Genomic DNA, 16,527 nt, shown 5'->3' with positions numbered 1-16,527 from the left:
TGGTTTATTTTCTTGTGATAAAAATGTCATTGATTCAAAAATTTCGAAACATTAGGGAGTGTAGGGATAATTCAGAAATTTATGATGTTTATTATAAGGAAAATCTGGATGATAAACTAATATATTTTGAATCAAGAAACGGTTTGGATTTTGCGGGCAATATATTTCGCATAATCAAAGAGCTGTCAAACGGAAACTATGGTGATTTTAAAATTAATGTTTTTGCTTTAAATGATGTTTCCTCAAAAATCAGACAGTTTCAGAAAAATTATAACTTAAAGATTGACAAGATCATTTCCAATGAAAAAGAGGCTTCCAAGATTCTTGAAAAAGCCAAATATATTTTCACCGATTCCGGAATAAGGCCCAAATACATTAAAAAGGATGGTCAAATTTTTGTTAACACATGGCACGGAACTCCATTGAAATTGATGGGAAAGGATAATCCCGGCGAGATTACCTCAATCGGACATATTCAGCATTCTCTGCTTTCAGCAGATTATCTGATTTATCCCAATGATTATATGATGGAAAAGATGATGAAATCATATATGATTGACAGGATTTATCCTGGAGAGGTTTTACTTGAAGGTTATCCAAGAAACAGTACCTTTTTTGTACAATCTTTGCTAAAGGACAAATTTAATTTGACTGATACTGAGATTTTTGTATATATGCCCACTTTCAGAGGGGATGTGAATGATAAGAAGGATGCTGATCAAAAAAATGATATTGAAGGGTTTTTGTCTAAAATTGATTTAAATTTGAAGGATAATCAGTTGCTTTTTGTTAAATTGCATCCATACAATGAATCTCAGATTGATTTTACTAATTATGATAAAATTAAACAATTTCCAGTTGGTTTTGAGACTTATGATGTAATAAATATGGCTGATTGTTTAATTACAGATTATTCAAGTGTATTTTTTGATTTTGCAAATACTTTAAGAAAAATCATAATTTTCAACTATGATGAGGAAGATTATTTAAAAGACAGAGGTCTTTATTTCCCACTTTCGGATTTGCCTTATCCTAAGGTTTCAGACATTGATGAATTAATTTCAGAGCTGAATCTGGATAAGAATTATGATGATTCACAGTTTGTTGAGGAGTATTGCAGATATGACAATCCCGATGCTGCAAAAAGGATTTGCGAGCATATCTTTAAGAATAATGATTCATGCATTACAAAAGATAATTTCAATGAGGCCAATAACATTTTAGTTTATGCAGGCTCACTTACAGACGACAGGATTGATGAGGTTGCAAAATTACTCAAACCCGACTATAACTATTATATAACCTTCAAACAATGGGATGAATACATTTTAAAAAATCATGAGCATATTCTTGAAAAGATTCCGGGCAATGTTTATTTTTTACCTTTCAGGTCTAATCTGACTTTAACAGTAAATGAAAAAAGAGACTACAATAAGTATTTCAAGTCAGATGATGGTGAATTTCCGCAGTCTTTGCATAACCTATATGCACGAACATTTGATAAGCAATTTAAAAACCTAAATTTCAAGGCAATTGTCAATCTTGACATGAAAGGATATGACGAGTCATTTATTTTCACACATTCAGATGTGAAAACCATTCTCATATGTGATGGTATACAGAGTATAAATAATAAGTCAAAAGACACTTTAAAAAGATTTGACAGGATTTTTGTTCCAGACAATGAGTTAAAATCATTGCTGAGCGAACATATTGATGATAATAAGATTAATCTAATTAATGAATGGGATGATATATTATGAGACAGGTTGGTATTATTGGAGCAGGGAGTTTAGGAACTGCCCTGGCTCAGACAATAGCTCAAAATGTTGATAAGGTCATTTTACAGTTAAGAAAAGAAAATTTAAAAGATTCTATAAATAATTCGAATATTAACAGCGAATATTATCCGAATGTTAAGTTGGCGGACAATATTGTTGCAACAACTGAATTCGGTGATTTGAAAGATTGTGAAGTAATATTTCTATCAATTCCTTCATCAGCTTTCAGACAAACTCTTGAAAACTTAAAAGAGGTAATTTCCAGCGATGTCATTCTGGTTACAACTGCAAAAGGTATTGAATATCCTTCCTTAAAATCCATGGGAAGCATTGTTGAGGAATATTTCAATAAGGATTATGTCGCTTTGTCAGGTCCGAATTTTGCTTCTGAAATTGTTTTAAATCTTCCAACAATATCAAATATTGCTTCTAAAAGTAAAGAGAATGCAAGAAAAGTTAAGGAAATATTATCGACAGATCAGTTTAAAGTTAAAATAATAGATGATGTGGTAGGTTTGGAGATTTGCGGAGTTATTAAAAATGTTAATGCGATAGCAAATGGTATATGTGAAGGGATGAATGTAAATGAAAATGCACGTTATGGTGTTTTAACTAAAGGGTTTGAGGAAACTATCAGCATTATTGAAATGATTGGAGGGAATGTATCAACTGCAAGTGAATACTGCGGATTTGGAGATTTGGTTTTAACTTCAACATCATTTGAAAGCAGAAATCATACTCTTGGAATGCTGTACGGTCAGAGATTGATTGTTGATGAAAAGGCAAGCGGAGTTGTTGCTGAAGGTAAAAATTCAATCATGGCCATTAAGGACATTTGTGATAATAACAATGTCAAAAGTGTAATAGTTAATTTTGTTTATGATGTTATTGTAAAACAGGTCCCTCCTAAAATTGCATTTAGGACTTTATGGGAAGATATGGAATAAGGTGATAATTTTGATTGGTGTAATACTGGCTGCTGGAATGGGTACTAGGCTGATGCCCCTTACAAAGGACATTCCAAAGGCACTGCTTGAGATAAATGGAATGACCTTGCTTGAAAGGATGATTAGAAACTGCATAGGTGCAGACATCTCCAGATTCATTGTTGTTGTTGGATATAATAGGGACAGGGTCATTGATTTATGCCCTGAAATTGCAGAAAAATATGATATTGAAATTAAAACAGTAGTTAATGAAAAATATGATGTGACAAACACTTCTGTTTCAACTTATCTTGCAAGTAAAGAAATTGAGGAAAATCCGGAGGATTTCATATTGGTGAATGGGGATAATGTGGTTGACCCTAAAATAATTGAAAGATTGGCATCCACAAAACACACCGGAATGATTATAGACAACTTCAAACAGCTAAATGAAGAATCATTCAAACTGATTGTAAAAAATAAAACTCTTAATGATGAAAAAAGCATTGCTAACGGAGAAATTGAAGCTATTGGTAAACAACTGGATATTTCCTCTTCCAGTGGAGAATTCATCGGTGTTTCCAAGGTCATAAGTGATGATATTGCTGATTTCAACAGAATTTTAGAGGAAATAATCGACGATGACTGTCAAAATTATTATGATTTTACTTACAAGGAATTGAGCAAAATCAAAACAATCGATTTTGTTTTGACTAACGGATTGAAATGGACTGAAATTGATGACCATAACGATTGGGAAAATGCACAGAAACTTGTTGGCGAACTAGAAAATTGAGTACTTGGTATTTATGGATAATTATAATGCGATTGTAATAGATTGGGTGACATTACGGAACAATGTTTTAAATATCTCAGGATATGTTCATATCAACAAATCAATTGTTGCAGTCTGTAATGGGAAAAAATTCCACCCAGATTCATTCAATTATCCAACCAGAAACAATAATATAGTTTCCAATTTCGATTTTAAAATCCCAATTAATGAGGACTCAAGAATTGTTCTGGAAGTTGACGGCGAGTTGAATAACAAGATAGAATTTAGAAATATTTGCCATCTGTCTGAGTTAAGCAGTTACTATGTCCAGGGAGATAAAATCGTATATTTTGACGGCACATTCAATGTAGTTAGCTATTCATATGTCAAAATGTTTAAACTGGAAGTTAAAGACTTATTTAGAATTTTATTCAGTCATGAGAGTTTCATGTTACAGTCCATGTTTTATAGGGTACTGTTTCTAGTTTTGTATCCTTTAATGAGAAACAGGAAAATATGGCTGATAATTGACAGAAAGAACATGGCTGATGACAATGCTGAGCACTTTTTTAAGTATGCAATCAATCAAAACGATGGAATAAGTAAGTATTTTGCAATTTGTGAAGAAAGTGACGATTATGCAAGGCTTTCAAATCAGTATGGCAATATTTTGAAATATGGATCATTTAAACATAAGTTCTATTACAGTTTTGCTGAAAAGATAATATCATCACAGGGTTCTGAATTCTATTTAAACCCTTTCCGCATTGGTAATCCAAAACTGACTGCTGGAATCTCTCATACTGATTTTTATTTCATCCAACATGGTATAATTAAGGATAATATGTCAACATGGCTTAGAAAATATGACAGAAATCCGAAATTGATTGTCACTTCAAATGACTTGGAGTATGAATCATTATTTGATGAGGGATATTTTTATGACCATGAAGTCATACAGATATTGGGGCTTCCAAGATATGATAACCTTGAAAATGATTACCTGAATAAAAAACAAATCATAATTATGCCTTCCTGGAGAAATTATTTAAATGATAGGGAAACATTTTTAAATTCAGAATTTTTCAAACGCTTTAACTCATTAATCAATAATGAAAAATTGATAGATTATGCATCAGATAACAATTATGATATAATATTCAAGCCTCATCCGGAATTTAACAGGTTCCTTGATCTGTTCGATAAGAATTATTATGTCAGATTCGGATACAATAGGAAATACCAGGATCTTTTCAATGATTCAAGCTTACTGATAACCGATTACTCAAGTGTCTTTTTCGATTTCGCTTATCTTAAAAAACCTGTGATATACTATCACTATGGCATTGATTATCACTACAATTCTGAAAACGGCTATTTTAATTATGATACAATGGGCTTCGGGGATGTTGTGGAAAGTGAAGATGAGCTTGTTGAAAAAATCATTGATTATATTAATAAGGATTGTGAAATGGAAGAAGTATATAAAAAGCGTGTAGATGATTTCTTTAAATTTAGGGACAGGAATAATTCTAAAAGGTGTTATGATTGGATTTACAATCATTAATCTAAACAATTGATATTATGTATAATTTCTCAGTGATTATTTATTTTTCAAATGATGAAAGATATCTCAAGGAAGCTATTGAATCAGTAATCAATCAGACAATTGATTTTAACTTGATTCAGTTAATTCTGGTAGATAACGGTTCAACTGATGTTACTTCAAGCATTGCTTTTAATTATCAGGACAAATACTCTAATGTTGAGGTTTATAGCAAAAATGATTTTAATTTAAATCTAATAAATGGGGAATATGTTAATTTCTTCTCACCTAATGCCAAATTTGATAGGGATGTTTTTTCTAAAGTATCTAAGCATTTTGACAAAAGCAGCATAATTGCATTATCTGATAAAAACAGGACAGTTGACATTTTCCGAGATTATGAAAATCATTTGGTTGATTGTCATTCCTGCTTTTTTAAAAGGGAAATTTTAAACAGTTCTCATATTAACTTTTTCGAGCTAAACCGGCTGTTGTTTGAAAATAATGAGCTGATTCTTGTTGATGCCAGCTATGAATTTTTAAATGAAGCGGAGATTGGTGAGGATTTTTTCAATCTGGATTATCATTTAAAACTTATTGAGTATTCTAAAAATAAGTCAGCCAATGTCGCAGACTTTATCAAATATAATATTGCCTGTGATTTGACCAAATATTATAATGTTTCATCATCTGATATTTTATCAAAAAAGGAGTTCATAGAATTTCATGATTCGCTAAACAGGGTTCTTTCACATATTGATGAGGAATTCATCACCAGCAATGAACATGTTACACCTTATGTTGAATCCTTTTTAATGTTTTTAAAAAATAGGGAATTTCACGTTGAAGTTGAATCGGATAATGTAGTCTTAAAGTCCGGTGATTATGTAATCAATTCCCTAAAGGACATGCACATAATAGTTGATATAATTGAAGTAATTGACAACACTTTAAACATTTCATTATGCTTTAGAAGCTGCTGTGACTATGATTATTTGTCTCTCAATGCTTTTAAGCTCAAAGAGGACGGGACCAGCGAACAATTTGATGCAAAATTCTTTGACTATCCGACAACAAACAGATATCCTATCGAGTCAATTGGGTATTTTTGGAAATTCGACTACTCATGTGATTTGAAAATACCCTTGCGTGAGCATGAAAAATCAAGAATATATTTTAAGTTGATATATGAGGAGAATGGAAAATCTGTTTGCATTCAAAACCCACTGCAATTTCAAAATTATGATGCGGGACTTTCTAAGGTGTCAAATTATCTGATTAAGGACAATCACATGGTAATCTACAGTGGTGAAAGTTTTCTGGTACAGGATTATTCATTTGCAAAATCTTTAAAGCTTGAAATAATCTCCATTTTAAAAATGATTAAGGACCACAATTCATCAACCCTGCCTGCAATATTTTATCATTTGCTTTTTCTTTTCGCATATCCGTTCATGAAAAACAAGAGGATATGGCTGTTCCAGGACCGTGTTGATGTGGCTGATGACAATGCCAAACATCTTTTTGAATATGCAATCGGGCAGGACGATAATATTAAAAAGTATTATGTGATAAGCGGAGAGTGTGAAGACTTTAAAATGATGAAACGCATCAGTGATGATATTATTCGCTTAGGGTCTTTTAAAAATAAATTTTATTATATGTTTTGTGAAAAAATCATTTCATCTCATGTAAATCACAGCTGGCTTAATCCGTTTTTCAATCCGAAACGCCCATACTACAATGGCCTTTTGACAGTTGAGAAATGTTTCCTCCAGCATGGAGTAATAAAGGATGACCTGTCAAGCTGGCTTAGGAAATACTTCCAAAATCTGCATCTCTTTTTAACATCTTCTGATTATGAGAGGGATTCAATATTCAGCAGAAATTACAATTATGAAGAAAATGTCGTACATGTTTTTGGCCTTCCGCGTCATGATAACTTAAAATTCGGTGTTAGTAAAAAGGAGATACTGTTTGCACCGACATGGAGAAAAAACCTGACCAACAGGATAGTCTTTGAAAAATCAGATTATTTTAAAAGACTGAACAGTTTTTTAAACAATGAAAAATTATTAAGTAATTTAAAAAGTAATGGTTATAAACTGGTGTTCAAACCCCATTATGATTTATTGCCTTTTATGGACCTTTTTAACATTCCGGATGATGTCGAGGTCAATGTCACTGATTCATATCAGACATTATTCAATGACTCAGCATTGCTTATCACCGATTACTCAAGCGTCTTTTTTGATTTTGCATTTCTTAAAAAACCGGTGATATATTACCATGAGGGAAATGACTATCATTATATTGAAGGTTATTTCAAATATAATACAATGGGCTTCGGACCGGTGGTTGAATGTGAAGATGATCTGGTTGACAAAATCATACAATACATCGCCAACGGTTGCGTTATGGAAGATGAATACAAGGAAAGGGTAAGTGATTTTTTCAAATATCACGACCAGAGAAATTGCAGTCGAGTTTATGATTGGCTATATGAAAATTAGGGTGAATCATGTTTAAGTTTTCAATAATAATGGATATAGATAACTGTGAGGAGTTTATAAGAAAAACAACCGAATCTATTATCAATCAAAGTCTTGATTTTATAAAAAACACTGAAATAATCTTTATTTATCATGAAAGCATCGATGATTCATATGAAATTATATCTGACTATTGCAAACGCTTTCCTGAAAATGTTAAAATATCTGCTGAGGGAAATTTCAAAAATCTTATTCAGGGACAGTTTGTCTGTTTTTTAAATATCAAAAATGACCTGCCTCATAACTTGTTGGAAAAAGTATCATCACAGATAAAAAATCATGATTTGATTTATGTTGATGATGAAATTGATGGAATCTGTGATTTTAGAAGAAATATGTACTGTCCGGATTTTAATCTGTCTAGATTTTTCATAAACTCAGATTTGGTTGAAAATGTAAAGTTCAACAATTATTTTGATGAAAAACTCTTTATCTATAAATTGCTCATTGAAAATCCTGAAATTTCAATGCTTAAAATGTCCTTGGATTGGGTTTATAATTTCGATTATGATTCGGATTTGTTTTATAAATTCAGTGATGAACTGACTGATTTTGTCCTTTTAAATCAGGATTTCCTGCCAAAATCTGCTCAATGCTTTATTCTATTTGAGTTTCAAAAATATATTCTAAATGAAGGGTCAAAAAGAGATTCAGGTCTTCTGGGCTATTTAAGTGAGGATGTGATAGTCGCTCACAAATCACTTAAAAAGGCAGTAAAATCATTTATAATCTATTTAAAAAATGATGACTTTCACATTGATGGGAGCTGTTTAAAGACAGATGACTATGTTATCAGTGATCTTTCTCAAGAAACAATCAAGATTGACTGTGTTGAGATAACTTCCGATGAGTTGAATTTCACAGCATCCCTTACAAGCTCCTCATATCCTGAGGACATTAAGGTCATGGCAGTTCAAAGCTTTGAAAATGGGGATGAAAAAACTTATTTTGGAAAATATGAGTATTATCCGACCACTCCTCGAAAAAATAAGAAGTATTTGGGTGTGGATTGGGAGTTCACATACCAGTTTTCATTGTCAATACCATTGAATCCATCTGATTTCAGAATAAATTTCAAATTACTTTTCAATGATTTGGAGATTTCCAATCACATTGTATTTAGGGAATTTGCAGGTTTGTCAAGATTAAGCAATTATATGGTTAAAAATTCAAAGATATTGATATTTAAAGGAAGAACTTTTTATTTGACTGACTATTCGTATTCTCAAATGATTGTCAATGAATTCAGGTGTTTAGCCAGAATATTTAAAAATAATGAGAATTTCATGTTTCAGGCGTTCTTTTACCGTCTGATTTATGTTATATTATATCCTTTCATGAGAAAAAAACGCATTTGGATTTTAAGCGACCGTGATACTGTTTCCGGGGATAATGCAGAATACCTGTTTGACTATTGCCTTCATCAAAAAGATGATATAAGCAAGTATTTTGTAATAAACAGATCATCTCCTGACTTTAACCGTTTAAATAAAAAATACTCAAATATTGTCCCTCACGGGTCTTTAAAGCATAAATTTCTTTATCTTTTCAGTGAAAAGATTATCACTTCTCAGGTAACAAGGGCTATTTTAAACCCGTTCACATTTAGAAATTCCCGCTTATATGAGGGAATCAGCCACTATGACTGGTGTTTTATACAGCATGGAGTAATATTGCATGACCTGTCAAGCTGGATTCATAAATATAATAAGAATTTCCGTCTGTTTGTAACCTCATCCGATTTGGAGCGAAATTCTATTGTTAATGGAGATTATAATTATCATCCGGACAGGGTTCAGGTTTTAGGATTGAGCCGTTATGATCATCTCAGGGATAATTCTCAAAAAACCATTGTATTTGCTCCTACATGGAGGCGAAACCTCAACACAAAAAGAGACATTGCAGGTTCTGATTATTTAAAATCAATTAACAGTTTGCTTAATAATCAAAGATTAATTGATTATGCAAAAGATAACGGATATAAATTGCTTTTCAAGCCTCATCCTGATTTGTGGAAATTCATAGATTTGATTGATTCAAAATTCACTATCTCAAAAGATTCATACACGGATATCTTCAACAAATCATCAGTATTTATCACAGATTATTCTTCAGTAGCCTTTGATTTTGCTTACCTTAAAAAGCCACTGATATATTATCACACAGAATCATTCACCAAATTCCATTACGATAAGGGATATTTTGATTATGATACAATGGGATTTGGTCAAATCATAAAATCAGAAGGGGATTTGGTTGAAAAAATCATCAGTTATATCGATAACGGCTGTGTCATGGAAGATAAGTATCAAAAGCGTGTCGATGAGTTTTTCAAATTCCGTGATGCGAACAATTCCAAAAGAATCTATGATTGGCTAATTTATAAATAACTTAGTTTAAAATATATAATATGATGACCGGACCAGTATTTTCAATAATAATTGCAATCTACAATACTCAAGATTATCTCGATGAGGCTATTGAATCAGTTTTAAATCAGGATTTTGATTTTAAAAGATACATTCAGCTGATTCTTGTCGATGACGGGTCCACTGACAGATCATATGAAATATGTTTGAAATATCAAAAGCAATATCCTGACAATGTAATTTTACTTAAAAAGGAAAATAACGGTCCTGCCAGTGCCCGAAATATGGGTTTGGAATATGCAACAGGGGAATTTGTAAACTTCCTTGACAGTGATGATAAATTGTCAGCTAATGCATTGTCTCAGGTCATGGAATTCTTTAAAAAATACGATACGGATTTGGTTACAGTTCCGATTGAATATTTTGGGGCTAAAACAGGCAATCAGTATATGAACTACAGATTCAAGCAATCCGGCTTGATTAATCTGGATGAAACATTCAACTGTCCTCATTTTTCAGCTTCAACATCATTCATTAGAAGACAGAGTATTAAAGACATCCGATTCAGTGAAAATCTGGCAAATGGAGAGGATTTGTTATTTGTCAATCAGATATTGCTTGACAAACTAAATTATGGTGTTTTAAACACTGCAAAGTATTATTACCGAAAACGTGAAAATGATGATTCCCTGATGGATAAGGCATTCACATCCAATGAATATTTCACACCAAAGCTTAAGCATTGCTTTAAAAGATTAGTCGATTATTCCATCAAAACTAAAGGCAGTGTGCCAAAATTCATTCAATATACAATTGTTCAGGATCTGCATGGCGTTATAAGGTCAGATAAATTCGGAGATTTTGTTAAAAACCGTGAGGATTTCTTCCACTATTTGAATTATATTCTGGATTTCATTGATGATGATGTGATTTTATCTCAAAGAAAGCTTGATGAACATGCCAAATCATTTTTACTTTTTGTTAAAAACGGGGAGTTTCATATTGAAACAGGCAAAAATACTGTTTCGCTTAAAACCGCAAATCACACTATCAACAATACTCACAACAATAAAATCAGAATCACTGATATTGATGTGGCAAATAAAACAGTAAATCTGTCAGGATATGTTCTAAGCTGCTGTTATAACAGCGATTTGGTAGTTAAATGCAATGAACTTGAATATTCATATGATGAAAATAATCCTGTACTGAGCTTTGCAGGCATTGACTGGCTATTCAAAGCGGAATTTGAATTTGAACTGCCATTTGAAAATGAACTGCAAATCAGTATCCGACTGATATATGATGGAATAACATTGAATAATAGAATTATAGCTGATGAATCAGATGTCAAGCTAAAAGATAATATTATAATAATTACTGATTCTTCATTTAAAAGCAAAGTTAAAAAGGTGTTAAATTGGTGAAAATATCTGTTATTGTACCGGTCTATAATGTTGAGGCATATCTCCAGCAGTGTCTTGACAGTATTTTATATCAAAGCCTTAGAGATATTGAGGTAATTTGCATTAATGACGGATCAACTGACAGTTCACTGGAAATCCTTGAGGAATATCAAAAAAAAGACAGTCGGGTTAAAATATTTGCCCAATCAAACAGGGGATTAGCCAATGCACGAAATAGGGGCCTTGAAAAGGCAAAAGGTGAATATGTGATTTTCATTGATTCCGATGACTATTTTGTCCGTGATGCCTTTGAAATGCTATATAAAGCAAGTCAGGAAAATCAGGCTGACTTCACTTTGTTCAAGCTCCTTAATTTTGATGATAAAACCGGTGAAACTTCCCCAATCAACTATTTTGACATGCCTTTTTTAAAACGATTCGATGGAGAGGTTTTCAGCCATCATGATGTGGGTGAAAGGCTTTTTAATATTTCAGTTACAGCACCCGGAAAACTATTTAAACGTGAATTCATTGGAAATTTGAGATTTCCAGAGGATTTGCTTTTTGAAGACACTCCATTTGTTCTTGAAACAATTTTCAAGGCACAAAAAATGTATTTTATAGATGAATATCTGTATATGAGACGAATCCATAAGGATTCCATCACTCAGTCCAGATATTCAAGATTCAGTGATTGCATAATAATATTCAATATGATGGCAGATATTACAAGAAAATATGGTGAATATGAAATGTATAAGGAGAAACTGTTTTCCCAAAAATCCGCCAATACCTATACAAGGTTTATGCAGGTTGATGAGGAATACAAAAGCGATTTCTACGATAAAATTAAAAAGGATTTCACATCAAAAAGGGCAGAATTTGAAAATACACTTGATTTTAACAAGGTTAAACCCCGTTCCAGACATATCTTTTACTGCGCTTTGAATTCAAATGATTATCATGATTTCATAGAACTTGTCGAATCTTTCAATAATAAAACTGGCATTTCTCTATTTTCAAGGGTCTTTAAAAAGTTGCTTAAAAAAATATAATCTGTTTTTCTAATCCGGTTCGTTTTTTGTTAACTTATTCACTTAATCGGAAATATAAATAAATAAATATAAAAAAATCAAAAAATAGTATTAGTAGAAAAAATTCTACTATAGTTATAACTATTTGGTGTTTTAAAATGAATAAAAAGATAGGTATTATATTTGCTTTGGTATTAGTAGCTTTCTTAGTTATGGGTACTGCAAGCGCTGGTTTATTAGACTTTTTAGGAGGAGACAACGCATCCGATAATGCTACTGCAAACGATGATGACACTTTCATTGTCGGATTCGATGCAGAATTCCCTCCTTACGGATATAAAGACGACAGTGGAAACTATGTTGGTTTCGACTTAGACCTTGCAAAAGAAGTTTGTGAAAGAAACGGATGGAAATTTGTAGCTCAACCAATCGATTGGGATGCAAAAGATGCAGAAATTGACTCTGGTTCTATCGACTGTATTTGGAACGGATTTACCATAAACGGTAGAGAAAGTGACTACACCTGGTCAGAACCATACATTGACAACAAACAAGTAGTAGTAGTTAAATCTGATTCAGGAATCAACTCCCTTGATGATTTATCTGGTAAAACTGTAGAAACACAAAAAGACTCATCTGCATTAGCTGCTCTTCAGGAAGACAACAAAACCCTAGCTGACACCTTTGCAACCTTAACTGAAGTTGCTGACTATAACACTGCATTCATGGATTTAGAATCCGGTGCATGTGATGCTGTAGCTATTGATATTGGTGTAGCACAATACCAAGTAAGTTCCAAAGACAATCCTGACGCATATAAGATCTTAGATGACCCTATTTCATCTGAACAATATGGTGTCGGATTCAAATTAGGAAACGAAGATTTAAGAGACCAAGTTCAAAAAACATTAGATGAAATGTTTGAAGACGGAACCGTAGCAAAAATCGCTGAAAACTACAGTGACGCTGGTGTTCCAGGTTCTTTAATCACAAAATAAACAATTAGTTTGAGAGGGGAGAATTATTAAATGATATTAAGTAATGTTATTTCACAATTGCTTGGAGGTATGGTTACCTCGATTGAAATATTCTTACTTACGCTCTTATTCTCTCTTCCTCTCGGTTTAGTTATTGCCGGAGGAAGAATGAGTAAGTTTGCACCACTCAGATGGCTGATGAAGATATATATTTCAATCATGAGAGGAACACCACTGATGCTGCAATTAATCGTAGTATTTTTTGCACCATATTATGTATTCGGTATGAGCTTATCAGCTGATTATCGTTTCATTGCTGTTATAATTGCATTTACAATAAACTATGCAGCTTATTTTGCAGAAATTTATCGTGGTGGAATCGAATCAATCAACAGCGGTCAATATGAAGCTGCCCAAGTGCTCGGTTATTCAAAACTGGAAACATTTTTCATCATTATAATGCCTCAAGTGTTTAAGGTAATTCTTCCGTCTGTCACTAATGAAGTTATAACTCTCGTAAAGGATACTTCACTGTCCTTTGTAATTGCAATACCTGAAATGTTTACTGTAGCAAAACAGATTGCAGCGGCTGACGCTTCAATTGCAGCATTGCTTGTAGCAGGTATTTTCTATTATGTATTCAATATTGTAGTGGCATTTGTAATGGAATATCTTGAAAAAAGATTGGATTATTATGAATAGGTGATTGATTATGAGTTTGCTTGAAGTTAAAAATCTTAAAAAAAGCTTTGATGACAATGTAGTTTTAAAGGATATTTCACTCAATGTTGATAAAGGTGAAGTTTTAGCTATCATCGGACCGTCAGGATCCGGTAAATCAACATTGCTTCGATGCATAACCGATCTTGAAACTGAAGACAGTGGAGAAATAAAATTTGACGGAACATTCGGTTTGGTGTTCCAGAACTTTAACCTGTTTCCTCATCACTCCGTGATGAAAAACATTACCAATGCACCGGTTCGTGTTCAGAAAAGAGACAAAAAAGAAGTGTTTAACCACGCAAGGGATTTGCTTAAAAAAATGGGGCTGTCCGATAAGGAAGATGCTTATCCTTGTGAGTTGTCCGGTGGTCAGCAGCAACGTGTATCAATTGCAAGAGCACTTGCGATGAATCCGGATATTCTGTTTTTCGATGAACCGACTTCAGCCCTTGACCCTGAATTAACAGGTGAAATCTTAACTGTCATAAGAGATCTTGCAGCTGAAAACATGACTATGGTGATTGTTACTCACGAAATGGCATTTGCCCGTAATGTGGCCGACAGTATCATTTTCATGGATGGAGGAGTCATTGTTGAGCAGGGAACACCTGATGAGGTTTTCTCATCCGACAATCAGAGGATGAAAGATTTCCTCGGAAAATTTTATGATTAAATATTTTAATCATTAACTATTTTTTCATTTTCAAAACATGGTAAATAATTGATTTTATCTTTTTTTAAATTGCAATTTTTAATATTAACTATTATTTTTATAAATCAAATTTTTAATTTAATTTAACTTCTATTTCAATAATAAATTATGTTCAAGGATATATCATTCTTAGTTATTGAAATTATTCATTTTTACTAAAATATATATACAATTTTTACATATAATTAAATATTGATATTTATTTATGGATGATGATATGAAGACTGTAATTTTAGTTCCTTGTTATAATGAATCAGCAACTATTGAAAAGGTTGTAACAGATTTTAGAAAAGAAATGCCACATGCAGATGTTTATGTTTATGATAATAATTCCACTGATGGCTCAGATGATATAGCTCGTAATGCTGGAGCTATTGTAAAATATGAATATAAACAAGGAAAAGGAAATGTAGTTAGGTCAATGTTTAGGGAAATTGATGCTGATTGTTACATAATGGTCGATGGTGATGATACATATCCTGTAAGCTCTGCTTTGGAATTTGAAAAACTCATTCTTGATAAAAAGGCAGATATGGTCATAGGAGACAGATTATCATCCACATATTTTGAGGAAAATGACCGATTATTCCATAATACAGGAAATAGATTGGTCCGAAAATTTATCAATGTCTTTTTTAAAAGTGATTTAAAGGATATTATGACTGGAATGAGGGCTTTCAGTTATGATTTTGTAAAATCATTTCCGATTTCTTCAAAGGAATTTGAAATTGAAACTGAGATGAGTGTTTTTGCTCTGATGAACAATTTCAAAATAGTTGAAATTCCAATTGAATATAAAGACCGTATCGAAGGAAGCGAATCAAAATTGAATACTTATCAGGATGGATACAAAGTGATAATGATGATTTTTGCTCTTATACGTGATCAAAGACCATTATTTTTCTTTTCAATCATCTCATTAATTTTATTGATTATTGCAGGAATCTATTTCTTCCCTATTTTATTTAAATACTTCAGTACAGGTTATGTTTTAAAGATTCCTACATTAATCATGATATCTATTGTGATTAGTATAGCCACAATTACATTTTTTGTAGGAGTAATCCTTCATGTCTTGAAAAAGCAACATGCCGAAAATTTTGAACACCATTTGCTTTTGTTAAATGAATTAAAAAGAAAGGATGAATGAAATTGATTGATAAATTATTTGTTGAAAAAACAGACAACATTTTCCTTCAGTTTTTCAGATACATTTTTGTAGGTGGAACTGCATTTGTTGTTGATTTTTTCTTCCTTTACTTCTTTAGTGATATTTGTGGAATTTATTATCTGCTTTCAGGGGTCTTGTCTTTTATAATTTCTGTTCTTGTAAACTATATAATGAGTACTAAATGGGTATTTAATCAGGAAAATATTGATAATCGTGTAGTGGAATTTAACCTATTTATTATAATAAGCACTATAGGATTAGTATTTACTGAAATATTGCTTTATTTCTTCACTGATATTTTAGGATTATTTTACCTGATTTCTAAGATTATATCTGCAATAATAGTTCTTTTTTGGAATTTTATCGCTCGTCGCATAATGTTTTATGGAATGAAATTTAAATAATTTCTAAAACGAGTCCGTCCAATAATTCAATTTTTTGATTGGATTTTTGTAAAAAGATTTTAATCTGAGTATGGAATTAGTGGGATTTCGTGAGGAGATTTACACTTGAAATCTCACTTCATTACATTTTTTTAACATTATGAAGTGATTT

General features: G+C 32.1%; 13 protein-coding genes. All 13 read left to right on the top strand.

Going from position 1 to position 16,527, the window contains the following annotated elements:
• Positions 1 to 23 precede the first annotated feature (23 nt).
• Positions 24 to 1,763, top strand: coding sequence for a CDP-glycerol glycerophosphotransferase family protein (locus tag IJ258_RS11665; RefSeq protein WP_292807079.1), 1,740 nt, complete (start codon positions 24 to 26; stop codon positions 1,761 to 1,763).
• Positions 1,760 to 2,728 (top strand): NAD(P)H-dependent glycerol-3-phosphate dehydrogenase, encoded by a 969-nt coding sequence (locus IJ258_RS11660; protein WP_292807078.1) that lies wholly within the window; start codon positions 1,760 to 1,762, stop codon positions 2,726 to 2,728. The genes IJ258_RS11665 and IJ258_RS11660 overlap by 4 nt, the downstream gene beginning before the upstream one ends.
• A 10-nt stretch (positions 2,729 to 2,738) precedes the next feature.
• Entirely contained in the window at positions 2,739 to 3,503 is a 765-nt protein-coding gene (locus IJ258_RS11655; protein ID WP_292807077.1) for a phosphocholine cytidylyltransferase family protein, read from the top strand.
• A 13-nt stretch (positions 3,504 to 3,516) separates the two neighbouring features.
• Positions 3,517 to 5,049 carry a CDP-glycerol glycerophosphotransferase family protein gene (locus IJ258_RS11650; protein WP_292807075.1) on the top strand — a complete coding sequence of 511 codons (1,533 nt, stop codon included), beginning with the start codon at positions 3,517 to 3,519 and terminating at the stop codon, positions 5,047 to 5,049.
• Positions 5,050 to 5,066: 17 nt separating this feature from the next.
• Positions 5,067 to 7,541, top strand: coding sequence for a CDP-glycerol glycerophosphotransferase family protein (locus tag IJ258_RS11645; RefSeq protein ID WP_292807073.1), 2,475 nt, complete (start codon positions 5,067 to 5,069; stop codon positions 7,539 to 7,541).
• Between the two features lie 8 nt (positions 7,542 to 7,549).
• Positions 7,550 to 9,970, top strand: a complete 2,421-nt coding sequence (locus IJ258_RS11640) for a CDP-glycerol glycerophosphotransferase family protein (RefSeq protein ID WP_292807071.1) — start codon at positions 7,550 to 7,552, stop codon at positions 9,968 to 9,970.
• Positions 9,971 to 9,990: 20 nt separating this feature from the next.
• A complete protein-coding gene (locus tag IJ258_RS11635; protein ID WP_292807069.1) occupies positions 9,991 to 11,376 on the top strand; it encodes a glycosyltransferase family 2 protein in 1,386 nt (461 codons plus the stop codon).
• A complete protein-coding gene (locus IJ258_RS11630) occupies positions 11,373 to 12,410 on the top strand; it encodes a glycosyltransferase (protein ID WP_292807067.1) in 1,038 nt (345 codons plus the stop codon). The genes IJ258_RS11635 and IJ258_RS11630 overlap by 4 nt, the downstream gene beginning before the upstream one ends.
• 137 nt (positions 12,411 to 12,547) lie before the next feature.
• Positions 12,548 to 13,387, top strand: a complete 840-nt coding sequence (locus IJ258_RS11625; RefSeq protein WP_292807065.1) for an amino acid ABC transporter substrate-binding protein — start codon at positions 12,548 to 12,550, stop codon at positions 13,385 to 13,387.
• A gap of 30 nt (positions 13,388 to 13,417) precedes the next feature.
• The gene (locus IJ258_RS11620; RefSeq protein WP_292807063.1) at positions 13,418 to 14,068 is read left to right on the top strand and encodes an amino acid ABC transporter permease; all 651 of its coding nucleotides are present in this window, start codon (positions 13,418 to 13,420) and stop codon (positions 14,066 to 14,068) included.
• A 10-nt stretch (positions 14,069 to 14,078) separates the two neighbouring features.
• Positions 14,079 to 14,762 (top strand): amino acid ABC transporter ATP-binding protein, encoded by a 684-nt coding sequence (locus tag IJ258_RS11615; RefSeq protein WP_292807061.1) that lies wholly within the window; start codon positions 14,079 to 14,081, stop codon positions 14,760 to 14,762.
• Between the two features lie 256 nt (positions 14,763 to 15,018).
• Entirely contained in the window at positions 15,019 to 15,951 is a 933-nt protein-coding gene (locus IJ258_RS11610; protein ID WP_366514585.1) for a glycosyltransferase family 2 protein, read from the top strand.
• The gene (locus IJ258_RS11605; protein ID WP_292807058.1) at positions 15,948 to 16,376 is read left to right on the top strand and encodes a GtrA family protein; all 429 of its coding nucleotides are present in this window, start codon (positions 15,948 to 15,950) and stop codon (positions 16,374 to 16,376) included. The genes IJ258_RS11610 and IJ258_RS11605 overlap by 4 nt, the downstream gene beginning before the upstream one ends.
• Positions 16,377 to 16,527: the final 151 nt, after the last annotated feature.

This window comes from Methanobrevibacter sp. (assembly GCF_017468685.1).
Lineage (GTDB): Archaea > Methanobacteriota > Methanobacteria > Methanobacteriales > Methanobacteriaceae > Methanocatella.
The sequence above is the reverse complement of the archived record's forward strand: the minus strand, read 5'-3'. Positions and strand labels throughout refer to the sequence as shown.

Coding starts and splice junctions, on each gene's coding strand:
- IJ258_RS11645 (WP_292807073.1), top strand. CDS start 5,067: ATGTATAATTTCTCAGTGATTATTTATTTTTCAAATGATGAAAGATAT.
- IJ258_RS11665 (WP_292807079.1), top strand. CDS start 24: ATGTCATTGATTCAAAAATTTCGAAACATTAGGGAGTGTAGGGATAAT.
- IJ258_RS11640 (WP_292807071.1), top strand. CDS start 7,550: ATGTTTAAGTTTTCAATAATAATGGATATAGATAACTGTGAGGAGTTT.
- IJ258_RS11605 (WP_292807058.1), top strand. CDS start 15,948: ATGAAATTGATTGATAAATTATTTGTTGAAAAAACAGACAACATTTTC.
- IJ258_RS11625 (WP_292807065.1), top strand. CDS start 12,548: ATGAATAAAAAGATAGGTATTATATTTGCTTTGGTATTAGTAGCTTTC.
- IJ258_RS11620 (WP_292807063.1), top strand. CDS start 13,418: ATGATATTAAGTAATGTTATTTCACAATTGCTTGGAGGTATGGTTACC.
- IJ258_RS11660 (WP_292807078.1), top strand. CDS start 1,760: ATGAGACAGGTTGGTATTATTGGAGCAGGGAGTTTAGGAACTGCCCTG.
- IJ258_RS11615 (WP_292807061.1), top strand. CDS start 14,079: ATGAGTTTGCTTGAAGTTAAAAATCTTAAAAAAAGCTTTGATGACAAT.
- IJ258_RS11635 (WP_292807069.1), top strand. CDS start 9,991: ATGATGACCGGACCAGTATTTTCAATAATAATTGCAATCTACAATACT.
- IJ258_RS11650 (WP_292807075.1), top strand. CDS start 3,517: ATGGATAATTATAATGCGATTGTAATAGATTGGGTGACATTACGGAAC.
- IJ258_RS11610 (WP_366514585.1), top strand. CDS start 15,019: ATGAAGACTGTAATTTTAGTTCCTTGTTATAATGAATCAGCAACTATT.